This is a genomic window from Sporomusa rhizae (assembly GCF_041428845.1).
Taxonomy (GTDB): domain Bacteria; phylum Bacillota; class Negativicutes; order Sporomusales; family Sporomusaceae; genus Sporomusa; species Sporomusa rhizae.
The window spans coordinates 5,611,405-5,624,356 of sequence record NZ_CP156925.1 but is presented as its reverse complement, the minus strand read 5'-3'; the positions used below and the strand labels follow the sequence as shown (position 1 = coordinate 5,624,356).

Genomic DNA, 12,952 nt, shown 5'->3' with positions numbered 1-12,952 from the left:
ACAGCCAAGTGACACCGACTTGTCTTTTTTCCTTATCGTCTGGGCGAAATCCAACAAGACATTCCCCTTTCACGTCAGTTTGGTATTATAATAGAGCTATTGGCAATATCCATTATTCGATGTATGTATAACCCAGTGCAAGTGAAGCCTAAAGGGTAGCTACGCCTATAATCCGGTTGATACCCTGTAGGCAGAGCTTTGATTCGCTATAAAATTCACTATGAGGGGCGTTTCTAGTTGAAAGAAATTTTATATGTTGGGTGTTTATGGGGAATTTTCTGGGCTGGAATCATCGGGGGATTTATCGGAACATTTATTACAGTTGGTACTTTAGCTTCATTGATAGGAAGGTTGAACATTGTAGTGACTTACATAAGAGAAAGTTTTCCAGACCCAGCGGTTCGGTGTACATTATATCTGGAGTATTTGGAATGCAAATCAAGAGAGAATAAGTGCCACAGTTTTATTGAACCGGTAGCAAAATGGGAAGGGGTTGTATAGCGTGGGATATTATGACAGGGACTTTTGGCATACATTGGACTGTTTGGTGGAAGAAGCGGAATTGGTGATTGATCGGCCCAAGGGTGCTCACCACCCGACTTATCCCGCGGTAGTGTACCCGGTGTGTTATGGATATCTAAAAGGTACTTCGTCAATGGATGGCGATGGGATTGACGTTTGGCTAGGCACCAGGCAAGAGAAAAGCGTGGATGCAGTGATTTGTACAATAGACTCGATAAAAAAGGACTCTGAAATCAAGTTGCTGTTAGGTTGTACAGAGGAAGAAAAAGCAGCTGTTTATGGGTTTTCATAATGAAAGCAATTACATGAAAGGCATCTTAATTAACAGAGAAGTATTTTGATGAAAAACTTCTGCCAAATTTGTGTGTGGGACAAAGGGCGTCGCCCAACTCATCTAAGGGGATATGATGCTATGATTAATGACTTATTGATAAGGCAGCTTACTACTGACGACATAGAATCAGCCTATCAGGTCTTTGAAACAGCAATTCCTGATGCATTCGAAAAAGAGGGACTCGGTTTTTTGTATAAAGATCTTTACAGACAAATAATTGTAGACAAAAGGAGGTTGGTGGATGCATCGCTTGACCATCTTGATTGGGATGGACTTTTTTTAGTTGCTAAACTAAGGGAGACGGTTATTGGCACAATCTCTTTTGGTATATGTGGTGATGATATAAAAAAATGTACCGACAGTCACTTCCACAGTATAGGCGAATTAGGCAGTCTTTATGTTTTGCCTTGCTATCAGAATCAAGGTGTTGGCTCGGCGTTAATTAAGGCTATTGTGATGCATTTATCCGACCAAGGAATTGATCAATTTTGTCTAGACAGTGGCTATAAACGTGCTCAGAAAAAATGGTTAAAAAAATTTGGAGCACCTTACAAAGTGATAAAGGACTATTGGCCGGTATCCGATCAGATGATTTGGCTTTGTAAAGTGAGCGATTTTATAGAATAACCATGACAATGGCTTATACAGGAGGAAGCAATGGGGATGGTTTAAAACAGATGAGTCGCCGAACCGTCCCCCGACTCATTCTCTGGTAAATGTGATTTTACAAAGAATAGATTAATTCCTGTGCCGCCAGCGTCAGCGGCGAAATGGAGGCTTCTATGAAGAAATGCATTGTGAAAATGGAATAGTCAGAAAAATAATATAATACAAAGGAGAGAATTAAATATGACTATTCCAAATTCAAATAAAATATATCCAAGAAGTAATGATTGTCAAACTATATATCTTAAAAATATAATTACAAGAGATAATATAAAAGTTGGAGATTATACAATATATAATGACTTTTATAATGACCCAAGAGATTTTGAAAAAAATAATGTACTATATCAGTATCCTATAAACAATGACAAATTAATAATCGGGAAGTTTTGTTCAATTGCATGTAAAGCAAAATTCCTCATGACAAGTGGAAATCACACAATGAAATCACTATCTACTTATACATTTCCAATATTTCATGAGGAATGGGGGTTAGACGTCAGCCATATAACAGATGCCTGGGATAATAAAGGTGATATTGTAATTGGAAATGATGTATGGATAGGATACGACGCTATAATCATGTCCGGTGTTAAAATTGGTGATGGTGCAATTATTGGAACTAGAGCAGTAGTTACTAACGACGTTCCACCTTATACTATTGTTGGCGGTGTACCGGCAAGAGTTATAAAGAAAAGGTTTAGCGATGATGTAATCTCAAAATTGCTAAAAATTAAGTGGTGGGATTGGCCGTACGAAAAAATCCAAGCCAATATCCAATATATTCAATCAGGAGATATTGATAAATTAGTGTAAGAAAATGAGCGGGTATCAATTAGACAAGTAGAAAGAATGTCTTGCCTCCCTTTTAATGTTGCTGCGAAAGCTTAGAAACAGAAAAAACCGAAAAACATTATAAAGAAGAGTGGGATCTATTGAAAATAGAACGATTACTTGGCTTGCTTTGTATTCTTGTGAGTACGGATAAAATTACAGTTCAGGAACTTGCCAATCGTTTTGAGGTGTCGAAAAGGACAATTTTTCGTGATTTGGAAACACTGAACTGTGCAGGTATTCCAATCGTGTCTTATCCAGGAATCGGCGGTGGAGTGGCTATCGTAGAAAGCTACAAAGTAGATAAGAAAGTTCTTTCCACGGACGATACAAAAAAGATATTTACAGCGCTGAGCGCCCTGAAAAGTATTGATGGTGACATCTCCGTAACAAACCTAATGGCAAAGCTCGTCCCGGAAAAGGAGACAGCTATTTTTTCTCAAAGTGATTATGTCATTGATTTGTCGTCTTGGTTCCGCGATAGCATTGTGCATGAAAAAATATCTAGACTTTACCGTGCGATTTGTGAGCGCCATTGTATCCGTTTAGAGTATATCTCTAGGGATTCCCGCTCCGTACGAACCGTGGAGCCCCACAAATTAGTTTTTAAGCAGTCGAGTTGGTATGTTTATGCCTTCTGCCAAGACCGGGATGCCTTTCGGTTATTCAAGGTTAGCAGAATTGTTTCTTATGAAATCCTGAAGGAGCAATTTCAGCCCCGTCCCGTGGAGACAATCGAGTTTAGCAACAATTACGGAGCTGAACTTTTTTCACCACAAAGCCAGTCAGAACTTTTCGAGATCGTACTTGAATATAATGTCTCGGATGAATTTGATTTGACGGACAAAATCGACGCTTCTTTTTTCCAACGGCACATTGAAGGTCAAAAGGATTGTGGGCAGATTCGTTTTCAAGTTTCCAATTTAGCGTGGGCGGCAGATCTGGTTTTCAGTCTCCTGAACAAGGTGCGTGTCATTTCCCCTCCTGCACTCCAAGAAGAAATCAAACGCCGTTTGGGCGAAATAAATACCCGTTACAATAAAAAGTGACACATAGGTGTCACCTTTTTGATTGTAGACTATGTAACAGAAGGAGGGAGATAAACAATGAAAAAAACAGTATTGGTATTTATTTTTGACGGATATGCCGATTGGGAAAGCGCATATGTCAGTTCCGAACTTAACGCACCCGAAACAGAGTATGTGGTAAAGACGGTAAGCCTTGACAAAGAACCTAAAACATCGATGGGTGGTTTTCGAGTTCTTCCCGATTATTCAGTGGCCGATTTTCCAGCCGACTTTGGTATGCTGATTTTAATTGGAGGCAATGCCTGGCTGGAACAACTGAACAACGCCGTGTTACCTGTGGTGGAGTATGCAATTGCAAGACGTATTCCAGTAGGTGCAATCTGCGGTGCCGCCAACTTTATGGCAGAAAACGGCTACTTGAATCAAATCAGACATTCGGGAAACACTCTTGAATTCATGCAGGATCAAGCTCCTCATTATCGAGGCAATCAGCACTTTGTAGAAGAACAAGCTGTCTGCGACTCCAATGTAGTCACGGCCAATGGCACTGCTTCACTGGAGTTTGCCAAAGAAATTTTATTGTTGCTGAAAGCGAAGCCAGAAACTGCTGTTTTAGAATGGTATAGCGCACATAAGACCGGCTTTTACCGGTCATAAAAAGCATCTTGCTCCAGGTAAAAGCAAAGGCAGCAGACCACCTTTTCCTAGTCCGCCCTTTTCATAGCATTTAGTTGTGTGCGAAGTCGTTATTCTTTTTGCTTTAATAAAATATTATTTGCCTACGCTCTTGCCAATGATACGGAATGAGGTGGGCGGAAAAACTAAAGCCAACCTTAGTCAATTGGCTGACTAAGGCTGGCCTTTTCTATAGGTAGAGAAGTGGTGCAATTTTATGATATAATTATTCATTTAAACAGAGAAGGAAATATTTGTTATAGAAGGGAGTAATAAAAATGATTTTAAAATGTACTCTTGGCGAATTATCCGCCCTTCAAAAAATAGCATACAAAACTTATAAAGAAACTTTTGCTTGTATGAACACCGAGGCCAATATGAACGCTTATCTTGAGGAAGCATTTAGTTTGGATAAGCTTAGACACGAATTATTAAATGAGGCATCTTTATTCTATTTTATATACCAAGATAATAAATTGGCTGGATATTTGAAACTTAATGAATGCAAAGCGCAAACTGATATTTATGATCATTTATCTCTCGAAGTAGAAAGGATATATGTTTTGAGTGAGTTTCAAGGAAAAGGGTTAGGACGTTATTTGATGGATAAAGCAATTGCGGTGGCACAAGAGCGAAAGAAGACTTATATGTGGCTTGGTGTTTGGGAAAAAAATAAAAATGCTTTGGAATTTTACAAAAAGAATAGCTTTTATGAAATAGGTACACACGCTTTCGTAATGGGTGATGATGTACAAAAGGATTATCTATTACGAAAAGACCTTTAATAGCTTTGTGCAGGCGATTATGAGGGTTATGAAATGAATAAAGTAGCAGCCGTCAAAGCCGATAGTTAGCGAAGGCAAAGGAAGCAAAAAGAACGTCCTTTGCTTCGGACAAGCGGAATAAGCTACATATCGTCTCATATAGAAATTCACTGTGTATGATATCGTGTTATTGTTTTATATGCTATGCAAATAAGTTTGCAATATTTTTTTATAATCAACATCACTTGGAGGGAGTTTGCCATTTGTAATTACAAATTTAATTTTATCATCTAAACTAGAAGCTACGCCTTTTTGCTTTAATATATTTGCCAAGTGATTTGTGGTTCCGGCACTTCCGTCAAAAAAAACAGTTTCCTTTGTAAACAATTGTTGCAAAACCTTATTAAATAATGGAAAATGTGTACTGCCAAGAACAACGGCACCATAATCAGGTATCTCTAATGATGCAAATTCCTTTTGCAAATATTGATAGACACCTAAAGAGTCAAACTCAAACTGTTCGGCAAATTTTACCAAACCGCCTAACGCTATCGTATCAACCATTTCTGTCGCGTCAAGTCTATGAATTAATTTATGAAATTTTTCCTCCCGTAAAGTAAGACTGGTTGCCAATACCAATGCCTTTTTGCCTCTTTCTTTACAATAAGCAACAGCTGGTTTTACCGCAGGTTCCATTCCAATGATCGGGAAACTATAATTCTTTCGCAATTTCATGTCGGCAACACCTGTTGCCGTATTGCAAGCGATCACTACGGCATCTACTTTGATTTCAGCCATATAATCCATACCCTTTTGGACGTATTGTTTTACTTCACTTTTCGTCTTTTCCCCATAAGGCAAATGCTCAATATCGGCATAGTAAATGTAATCAGCAAACGGTAGTATTTTTAAAGCGTGACCAAGAACAGTTAAGCCGCCAATACCAGAGTCAAAAAAGCCGATTCTCATCCTAATCCCTTCCTAGTTCCAATTTGTATTTTATATTATCGTGACAACTCCGCAAAATATAGGATTCCGATTAAAATAAGTACTGCTTATATAATACCATAAATTAGCAGACATAGGAATTTTGGCGAGATTGACGTTCTCTAGTCCTAGATAAAAAAACACCACAGCTCAGATTATTGATGCGTACTGTTTACGCAATCATATCGACGCCGATCTCTTATCCTTCAGTGTGCCGTATGTCATGTTTAGAGAGATGGAAGACAATGTACCAGGCAGTTTTCTTGATAAACATGAATGGAAGAAAATATCGGAACGCATTCCTGGTTGATATATTATCGGTTTGCTAATCGACTAATCGGCAAGGTTCTGTAGCGGCATATTTCCGCTATGGAGCTTTTTTTTATTGGTGACAAGCCGGGCCCTTGCATCCCAGTGACACCTCGGAAAAATCCGCAGAGAATTAGTGGTTTTTTTAGCGGTATACTATTAGTAATGCTTATCAGAAAGGAACAAGATAGGATGAAAACGAAAATACCAAATATTCCTTATGGACCATACATTACTGTTTTGGCAGGAGCCACTGTTAATGGGAAACCTAATTACGCTACTGTCGGAGCTTATGGAGTTGTAAGTCAAAATCCTGTGCTGTATATTTCACTAAAGAACTCACACCATACAACAGCAGGAGTAAAAGAGAGTGGATTTTTCAGTGTAAACATTCCTTCAACGGATGCTGTTGAAGAAGCTGATTATTGTGGGACTGTCTCTGGTAATAAAGTAGATAAATCACAGGTATTTGAATCATTTTATGATGAAGCAGGAAATGCACCATTGATAGTAGAGTGTCCTGTCAATTATTTGTGCAAGGTAATACAAACGATTCCTATATTTGATTTTACGATGTTTCTTGGTGAAATTGTTGCCGCATATGCAAATGAAAACTGCCTAGAGAATGGAAGACCAAACGCTTTAAAAGTGAAACCAATAGTAATGATGGATACAGGATATTTTGGCCTACATGATAGAATCGGGTCACTATTTAAAACGTCTAGTGGTAGTAAATAAATTTAGGGACAAAAGGGACAGGCACCTTGTCCCTTTATGGGTATAAATTTTGAGGGTTATCTAACGGTGGCCCTTTTTTTGTAAGTATGGTGTCGATAACCCCGTTCCGTCGACATCATGCAAACTTGACAATTTAACCGGTAGATTGTATTATTAATTATAATTATAAAGAAAAACGTGTTCGAGGTGGAGGCTGGTAAACAGCCTCTTTTTTTTATACATTATTTTTCAATTAAAAGGGGGCAACCTATGGTGACAAAAGGGAATCCGATAGCTAAGCAAGTTAAGAAGTATATTATGCTCTTTATTGGGTCAGTAGTGGCAGCAACGGGACTTGAATTCTTTCTTATACCCAATCAGATTATTGATGGCGGAATCGTAGGTATTTCGATTTTGATGAGCCATATCACAAGTGTTTCTTTGAGCATGTTCATAGTACTTCTAAATTTGCCTTTTCTCTACCTTGGATACATGCAAATCGGTAAGACGTTCTGCATATCAACGTTATTTTCAGTAGTTTCTCTTGCATACTGGGTATCTTTCTTTCACCCTATTCCGGAATTAACGCATGATTTATTTTTGGCTTCGACATTTGGCGGGGTCATAGTTGGTATTGGGGTAGGGCTGATTATTCGGTATGGAGGCTCACTGGACGGAACCGAGATTGTCGCGATTATTCTCGACAAGAAAAGTGGGTTTTCCGTAGGTGAAATAGTAATGTTCTTCAACTTGTTTATCCTTGGTAGTGCCGGCCTGGTGTTTGGTTGGGACAAGGCAATGTACTCTCTGGTAGCCTACTTCGTTGCATTTAAGGTGATTGACATTACCATCGAAGGGCTTGACGAGTCCAAAGGGATCATGATTGTCTCGGATAATGCTGATGAAATCGCCGAAGCACTTCTCGCCCGACTGGGAAGGGGCGTTACAATACTGCATGGGCAAGGCGGATTCAGCCAAGAACCTAAGAAGGTATTGTATTCTGTTGTAACGAGAATTGAAATCGCTAAACTCAAATCAATCGTCGATGATAAAGACCCGAGCGCATTTGTAACGATTCAAGATGTTCACGAAGTTATTGGCGGTAGAGTCAAGAAAAGAGCTATCCACTAAAGAAACATAATGGGCAGTGAAACTTCACAGGCGAAAGTCGAGAGGTTTATCATAAATGGATTTCCCCCGAATCTCAAAATAATATTATTGAAATTCAATTTGGTATAAAATAAATGCCGACTGCAAAGACGTGAGAGGTATTACAGATGATAAAAGCAGCAACAGGCATCTTGTTATGAGGAACAAGAGGTATACTATGCTAAAGAGTAAAGACTAGGGAACGGAGGTAGTGTCCTCTGGACACTACCTCCGTTCCCTAGTCCCGTTCACAAAATTTGTCGCAAACCATAAAAAGCATGAGTTCATCATGCTTTTTTATGTTTTAGGCGTTATGCTTATTATGTGCCATATGCAATCAAGCTACCTAACTTCTTCTTATTTCTTGTACTGCAAAGTAGTTACCTTCAATGTCTGAAAAATTGAAAGTTAATGAATCCCCCATTTCCATAACTTATACCTTGTCCTAGTAGATAGATAGGTGCCTCTGGGACGAGGAACCTGTCTATCCAGTTATTCTAAATAGGTTAATAAATAGTCTAATACAATTCCTATTTACCCAATTGTTTAGAATTTTACGAGTTCATTTATTAGCCGGCAGGTATTAAACCGCTGGCTAGTATTTTTTTACAACAAGCTAGAATCCTTTGATTAACAGGGTGTTAATGTAATTTTTAACTGTAATTTTAGCTTGCTTTATAAAACTATATTTTATGGCATTTTTTTTGCATTAAATAAGTCATGGTGGAATGTTAAAAAGTTTTCTAATACATAATGGACCGGATATGCTATTTGAGTAAGAAATAGGGAGGCTGCTATTTGTGAGGACAGGAGATACAAATATGACGGATAAGGGGCATTCAGAAGAGTACTTTGGTGAATTCAGAGATTTTTGGTGGAACAAAGACTATATTGACTTGCTAGCAAAAAGATGGGATTTAAATAGTTATTCAACCTTATTGGATGTAGGGTGTGGTTTATGCCATTGGAGCAAAATATTATGCTCCTATCTGAAAAAGCCCGCTAAAGTTGTTGCTTTGGATAATGACCCAAAATGGGCAAAGGGAAATGCTAATGCTCGAGATTACTTTTGTAAGCAGAAGGTAGATTTAGAGTTTGTAGAGGGAAATGCCTATCAGATTCCTTTTTCAGATGATTCTTTTGATATAGTTACCTGTCAAACCGTATTGATTCATCTCAAAGACCCTTTACACGCATTGACTGAGATGAAGAGAGTATTAAAAAAGGGCGGTTTATTGATCTGTGCCGAACCTAATAACATTGCAGGTACTTTGATTAGAAGTTCGCTTGATGAAGAGGAGAATATTGAAGAAATCACAGAACGAACTAAGTTTAGGCTGATCTATGAAAAAGGCAAAAAGAAAATAGGGGAAGGAGATAGTTCCTTTGGTGATTTCTTGCCTGGCTACTTTTCAAAAGTTGGCTTAAAAGAAATTAAAGTGTATCAATCGGATAAGTGCCTACCAATGTATCCGCCGTATAATTCACCGGAAGAGATAGCATTAGTAAAGACTCTGAATCAGTGGGTTGATAATAATGAAGGGCCGTTTGACTATGAACAATCGCTACAATATTTTAAAGCAGTTAATAAGGATGAAGCATATATTGATTTTTTCAATCGGCAGTGGAGGAAAAATATAGAAGAGATTAAGCTGATAAATCAAGGAATAGATAGGGAAAAGTATCATATGGCTGGAGCTCGTATTATGTATGTGACTTCTGGCATGAAGTAAGTCAGGAGGCGCTCCGTTGCTCGGTAAAAATACAGCTCATCTCTCAGTCAAATGGCCGAGGGATGAGCTTTTTTATTCTACCTATCTTAAATCATAGTTCCATAAAAAGAATTAACGACGGTATGGCAATAATTAAAAGCGGAATTGCAAATCATAGTAACCTGAATAACGAATAGAAAGGGTATATTATGGCGAATAAAAAAAGCGGGCAAACCGCCTTTAGCGTGGCGGGAGGACGGTTGATTGAACAGTATCAACCCAAAGAAATCAGACTTTTTACAGATCCTGTAATTAAAAATCTTTTTAATTGGCCTATCCGCTTCATAATGCAGTTCAAAATAATTAGAGATTGGATAATAAGATTCAGTGATAACAAAACCAAGGGTATTCACGGGTCGCAAATTTGTCGAACTAAATATATTGACGATTCGCTTCAATCGGCCATTGAAAGAGGGATCGAACAAGTTGTAATATTGGGTGCCGGACTGGATACACGTCCGTATAGGATACCTGGTCGCGAGCATATTAAGTTTTTCGAAGTAGACATGCCTTCTATCCAGGACTACAAAAAGAAAAAAGTTAAAAACTACCTCGGTTCCTTGCCGGACAATGTCGTTTTTATTCCTATTGACTTCAATATTCAAACTTTGGATGAGGTTATTGCCGGAAAGGGGTTGGATTTTTCTAAGCCTGTAGTTTTTATCTGGGAAGGGGTTACGCCGTATATTACCGAAGAAGCCGTAGGCAACACCCTACGTTTTATTTCAAAAAATTCGCCCGGTAGTATCTTGGTATTTACGTATATTCTGAAAAGTGTGATAGAAAAAAACTCCAACATTGAAGGTGCGTACGATCTAGTGAAATATCTCGAAAAATATGGTATTACCTGGCACTTTGGACTTGACCCGTCTGATGTATCTCGTTTTCTCAAGGAATTTAATCTTAAGCTAATCGAAGATGTTGGGGCTGCTTACTTCCAGGAAAAATATTTAAAACCGCTCGGGCGGCGATTAGACGTGTCAGAAATTGAAAGGATAGTTTATGCAACGGTTATTTAATAAGATTGGTAAAGGACAAGGGACATAACTTGTCAGAAGAGTAATGCCATGTTACCGGATAGGCAGCATGGCATTTTCCATCAGAGGACTTAGGTATATTATTTATGTCGTGTTGAGTTTTTGATTTCTAAAGGCCCCTCTTTGCCAATTCTTGTTCGGCGCTGACTAGTTCTATACAGAGCGTAAGAAGTTCCATCGCTTGCTGCAATTCTGATAAAGGCGGGAAAGAAGGGGAAATACGAATGTTTTTATCTTCTGGGTCTTTGCCGTAAGGGAAGGTAGCACCCGCAGGGGTAAGCATAACTCCCGCAGCTGCAGCTTTGGCGACGACCTTTTGTGCACAACCAGGCAGGGTATCTAGACTAATGAAGTAGCCACCTTGCGGTTTGCTCCAAGAAGCAAGGTTTTTGTCTCCAAGTTTGGATTCTAAGATTTCTAGTACTAAATCAAATTTAGGTTTGAGAATGGCCGCGTGTTTACGCATGTGGTTTTCGATCCCAGCCTGGTCTTTAAAGAAACGGACATGACGTAATTGATTGAGTTTATCTGGTCCAATGGTTTGGATATTGATTTGTTTTTTGAGCCAATTTACATTAGCTTCACTACTGGCTAGCATGGCAATGCCGGCGCCAGGAAAACTGATTTTGGAAGTAGAGGTAAATTCAAAAACCCGGTCAGGGTTTCCTGCCTGACGGCAAGCCTCGAGAATATTGAGTAACGGAGCGCGAGTATCGGTCAAATGATGCACTGTATAGGCATTATCCCAGAAGATTCGAAAATCTGTAGCTTTCGTAGGCATTGCTGCCAAACGTTTTACTACTGCATCTGAATAGGTAATGCCAGTAGGATTGCTGTATTTAGGTACACACCAAATTCCTTTGATGGCTGGGTCAGTGGCTACTAGTTTTTCCACTTCATCCATATCGGGACCATCGGATTGATAGTTGATGGTGATCATTTCAATTCCCAGGTTTTCACAAATAGCAAAATGCCGGTCGTAACCAGGGCTAGGACAGAGGAATTTTACTTGTGGCAGTTTGCTCCATGGCGCTTGACTGCCAGGAATCTTGTGTAACATAGCTTTTGCGATGAGATCATACATCATCGTTAAGCTAGAATTTCCCCCGACAATCACTTCTTCGGGGCGCACTTCTAGAAACCAGGCAAGAAGTTCCTTGGTTTCTGGGATACCATCTAAGCCGCCGTAATTTCGACAGTCAGTACCATTGGCTGCTTTATAATCAGCCCCACTTAGACAATTCATAAGACCGGCAGAAAGATCTAATTGCTCCGGGCAAGGTTTTCCCCGGGACATATCTAGTTTGAGCTTTTGAGCTTGCACCTCCTCATAACTATGGGATAAGGAAGATAGATATTGTTGTAGCTGAGTGTTATTCATTTTTTCTAATGTAGTCATTATTTATCGCTCCTTTTCATTCTTTTTTATTGTACGAGGCTTAGCAAGTTTGAGGCAATAGGTTTTGCGTAAGTATCCAGAATACATTTCGAATACAGGTAACTATATATGAATAAAGCAGGTTTTTTTGTAAGAGTATAGAATTATGCTAAGGATATAAGATTGACGAAAAATTAAATAACTCTAACGCCAATTCGCATCTTTTCCTGTTTCTTTATCAAACAGGAAAAGATGCTTTTTTTTTACTTACGCGAACTTGCATAAGTTTGTGCGCTAGTTAATGGCAAGTTTAGAGTTATTAGGAAAAAATTGTTAGATTATAAAGGTAGGTTGAGGTATATGGAAAATATCAATTGGGTAGAATGTTTGGGTTATTTGGCTTCAGTTCTAGTAGCTATTTCCTTCATAATGAAATCTATGAATAAACTGCGTTTTGTGAACATGGTAGGCGCCATATGTTTTGTCATTTATGCTGTTGCTATTAACGCAATACCAGTGGCCTTAATTAATTTCTTTACAGTTTGTATAAATGTATATTATTTGACCAGAAAAAATGTTATTAAGCAAGCCGAATAAGTGGCATACTAGGAGCTGCTCCTTTTTGCTTTAGTATAGTTGCCAGGGGATTTATGGTTCCGGCACAAATGATACTGTCTTTAAAAGATGAACGTTCCAGCGTTCATCTTTGCTCTTTTGGAGTCATTACTTCATAAAGGATTATTGCTTCTCTTCCAGAATAATCAAATTAACAATATCATT

The 12,952-nt window shown here is 38.7% G+C and carries 14 protein-coding genes; 12 read left to right on the top strand and 2 right to left on the bottom strand.

The features are described from left to right. Positions 1 to 237: 237 nt before the first annotated feature. From SRRS_RS26305 to SRRS_RS26275, 7 genes are all read left to right on the top strand, one after another. Positions 238 to 501 (top strand): hypothetical protein, encoded by a 264-nt coding sequence (locus SRRS_RS26305; RefSeq protein ID WP_371364672.1) that lies wholly within the window; start codon positions 238 to 240, stop codon positions 499 to 501. 1 nt (position 502) lies between these two features. After that, the gene (locus SRRS_RS26300) at positions 503 to 814 is read left to right on the top strand and encodes an Inorganic pyrophosphatase (RefSeq protein ID WP_371364671.1); all 312 of its coding nucleotides are present in this window, start codon (positions 503 to 505) and stop codon (positions 812 to 814) included. 120 nt (positions 815 to 934) lie between these two features. After that, positions 935 to 1,483, top strand: a complete 549-nt coding sequence (locus SRRS_RS26295; RefSeq protein ID WP_371364669.1) for a GNAT family N-acetyltransferase — start codon at positions 935 to 937, stop codon at positions 1,481 to 1,483. A 222-nt stretch (positions 1,484 to 1,705) separates the two neighbouring features. Next, the gene (locus SRRS_RS26290) at positions 1,706 to 2,338 is read left to right on the top strand and encodes a CatB-related O-acetyltransferase (RefSeq protein ID WP_371364667.1); all 633 of its coding nucleotides are present in this window, start codon (positions 1,706 to 1,708) and stop codon (positions 2,336 to 2,338) included. A 119-nt stretch (positions 2,339 to 2,457) separates the two neighbouring features. Then, on the top strand, positions 2,458 to 3,405 hold the full coding sequence (locus SRRS_RS26285) for a helix-turn-helix transcriptional regulator (RefSeq protein ID WP_371364665.1): 948 nt from the start codon (positions 2,458 to 2,460) through the stop codon (positions 3,403 to 3,405). Positions 3,406 to 3,462: 57 nt separating this feature from the next. Further along, positions 3,463 to 4,041 (top strand): type 1 glutamine amidotransferase family protein, encoded by a 579-nt coding sequence (locus tag SRRS_RS26280; protein ID WP_371364663.1) that lies wholly within the window; start codon positions 3,463 to 3,465, stop codon positions 4,039 to 4,041. Between the two features lie 296 nt (positions 4,042 to 4,337). Beyond that, on the top strand, positions 4,338 to 4,844 hold the full coding sequence (locus SRRS_RS26275; RefSeq protein ID WP_371364661.1) for a GNAT family N-acetyltransferase: 507 nt from the start codon (positions 4,338 to 4,340) through the stop codon (positions 4,842 to 4,844). Positions 4,845 to 5,018: 174 nt separating this feature from the next. On the opposite strand, the gene murI is transcribed toward SRRS_RS26275, so the two are convergent. After that, positions 5,019 to 5,792 (bottom strand): glutamate racemase, encoded by a 774-nt coding sequence (murI, locus tag SRRS_RS26270; protein ID WP_371364659.1) that lies wholly within the window; start codon positions 5,790 to 5,792, stop codon positions 5,019 to 5,021. 519 nt (positions 5,793 to 6,311) lie between these two features. Here murI and SRRS_RS26265 point away from each other — a divergent pair. The 4 genes from SRRS_RS26265 to SRRS_RS26250 all read left to right on the top strand — a co-directional run bounded on the left by SRRS_RS26265 (position 6,312) and on the right by SRRS_RS26250 (position 10,776). Further along, positions 6,312 to 6,857 carry a flavin reductase family protein gene (locus SRRS_RS26265; protein WP_371364657.1) on the top strand — a complete coding sequence of 182 codons (546 nt, stop codon included), beginning with the start codon at positions 6,312 to 6,314 and terminating at the stop codon, positions 6,855 to 6,857. A gap of 249 nt (positions 6,858 to 7,106) precedes the next feature. Next, positions 7,107 to 7,967 carry a YitT family protein gene (locus SRRS_RS26260; RefSeq protein WP_371364655.1) on the top strand — a complete coding sequence of 287 codons (861 nt, stop codon included), beginning with the start codon at positions 7,107 to 7,109 and terminating at the stop codon, positions 7,965 to 7,967. 818 nt (positions 7,968 to 8,785) lie between these two features. After that, entirely contained in the window at positions 8,786 to 9,718 is a 933-nt protein-coding gene (locus SRRS_RS26255) for a class I SAM-dependent methyltransferase (RefSeq protein WP_371364653.1), read from the top strand. Positions 9,719 to 9,906: 188 nt separating this feature from the next. Continuing rightward, positions 9,907 to 10,776, top strand: a complete 870-nt coding sequence (locus tag SRRS_RS26250; RefSeq protein ID WP_371364651.1) for a class I SAM-dependent methyltransferase — start codon at positions 9,907 to 9,909, stop codon at positions 10,774 to 10,776. Positions 10,777 to 10,903: 127 nt separating this feature from the next. Here the strand turns inward: SRRS_RS26250 and SRRS_RS26245 are convergent, their stop codons facing one another. Further along, entirely contained in the window at positions 10,904 to 12,193 is a 1,290-nt protein-coding gene (locus tag SRRS_RS26245; RefSeq protein WP_371364649.1) for an aminotransferase class I/II-fold pyridoxal phosphate-dependent enzyme, read from the bottom strand. Between the two features lie 339 nt (positions 12,194 to 12,532). Here SRRS_RS26245 and SRRS_RS26240 point away from each other — a divergent pair, with 339 nt between their 5' ends. After that, positions 12,533 to 12,769: a YgjV family protein gene (locus tag SRRS_RS26240; RefSeq protein WP_371364647.1), complete on the top strand. Its 237-nt coding sequence runs from the start codon at positions 12,533 to 12,535 to the stop codon at positions 12,767 to 12,769. Positions 12,770 to 12,952: the final 183 nt, after the last annotated feature.

Coding starts and splice junctions, on each gene's coding strand:
- SRRS_RS26295 (WP_371364669.1), top strand. CDS start 935: ATGATTAATGACTTATTGATAAGGCAGCTTACTACTGACGACATAGAA.
- SRRS_RS26290 (WP_371364667.1), top strand. CDS start 1,706: ATGACTATTCCAAATTCAAATAAAATATATCCAAGAAGTAATGATTGT.
- SRRS_RS26280 (WP_371364663.1), top strand. CDS start 3,463: ATGAAAAAAACAGTATTGGTATTTATTTTTGACGGATATGCCGATTGG.
- SRRS_RS26275 (WP_371364661.1), top strand. CDS start 4,338: ATGATTTTAAAATGTACTCTTGGCGAATTATCCGCCCTTCAAAAAATA.
- murI (WP_371364659.1), bottom strand. CDS start 5,792: ATGAGAATCGGCTTTTTTGACTCTGGTATTGGCGGCTTAACTGTTCTT.
- SRRS_RS26265 (WP_371364657.1), top strand. CDS start 6,312: ATGAAAACGAAAATACCAAATATTCCTTATGGACCATACATTACTGTT.
- SRRS_RS26260 (WP_371364655.1), top strand. CDS start 7,107: ATGGTGACAAAAGGGAATCCGATAGCTAAGCAAGTTAAGAAGTATATT.
- SRRS_RS26250 (WP_371364651.1), top strand. CDS start 9,907: ATGGCGAATAAAAAAAGCGGGCAAACCGCCTTTAGCGTGGCGGGAGGA.
- SRRS_RS26245 (WP_371364649.1), bottom strand. CDS start 12,193: ATGACTACATTAGAAAAAATGAATAACACTCAGCTACAACAATATCTA.
- SRRS_RS26240 (WP_371364647.1), top strand. CDS start 12,533: ATGGAAAATATCAATTGGGTAGAATGTTTGGGTTATTTGGCTTCAGTT.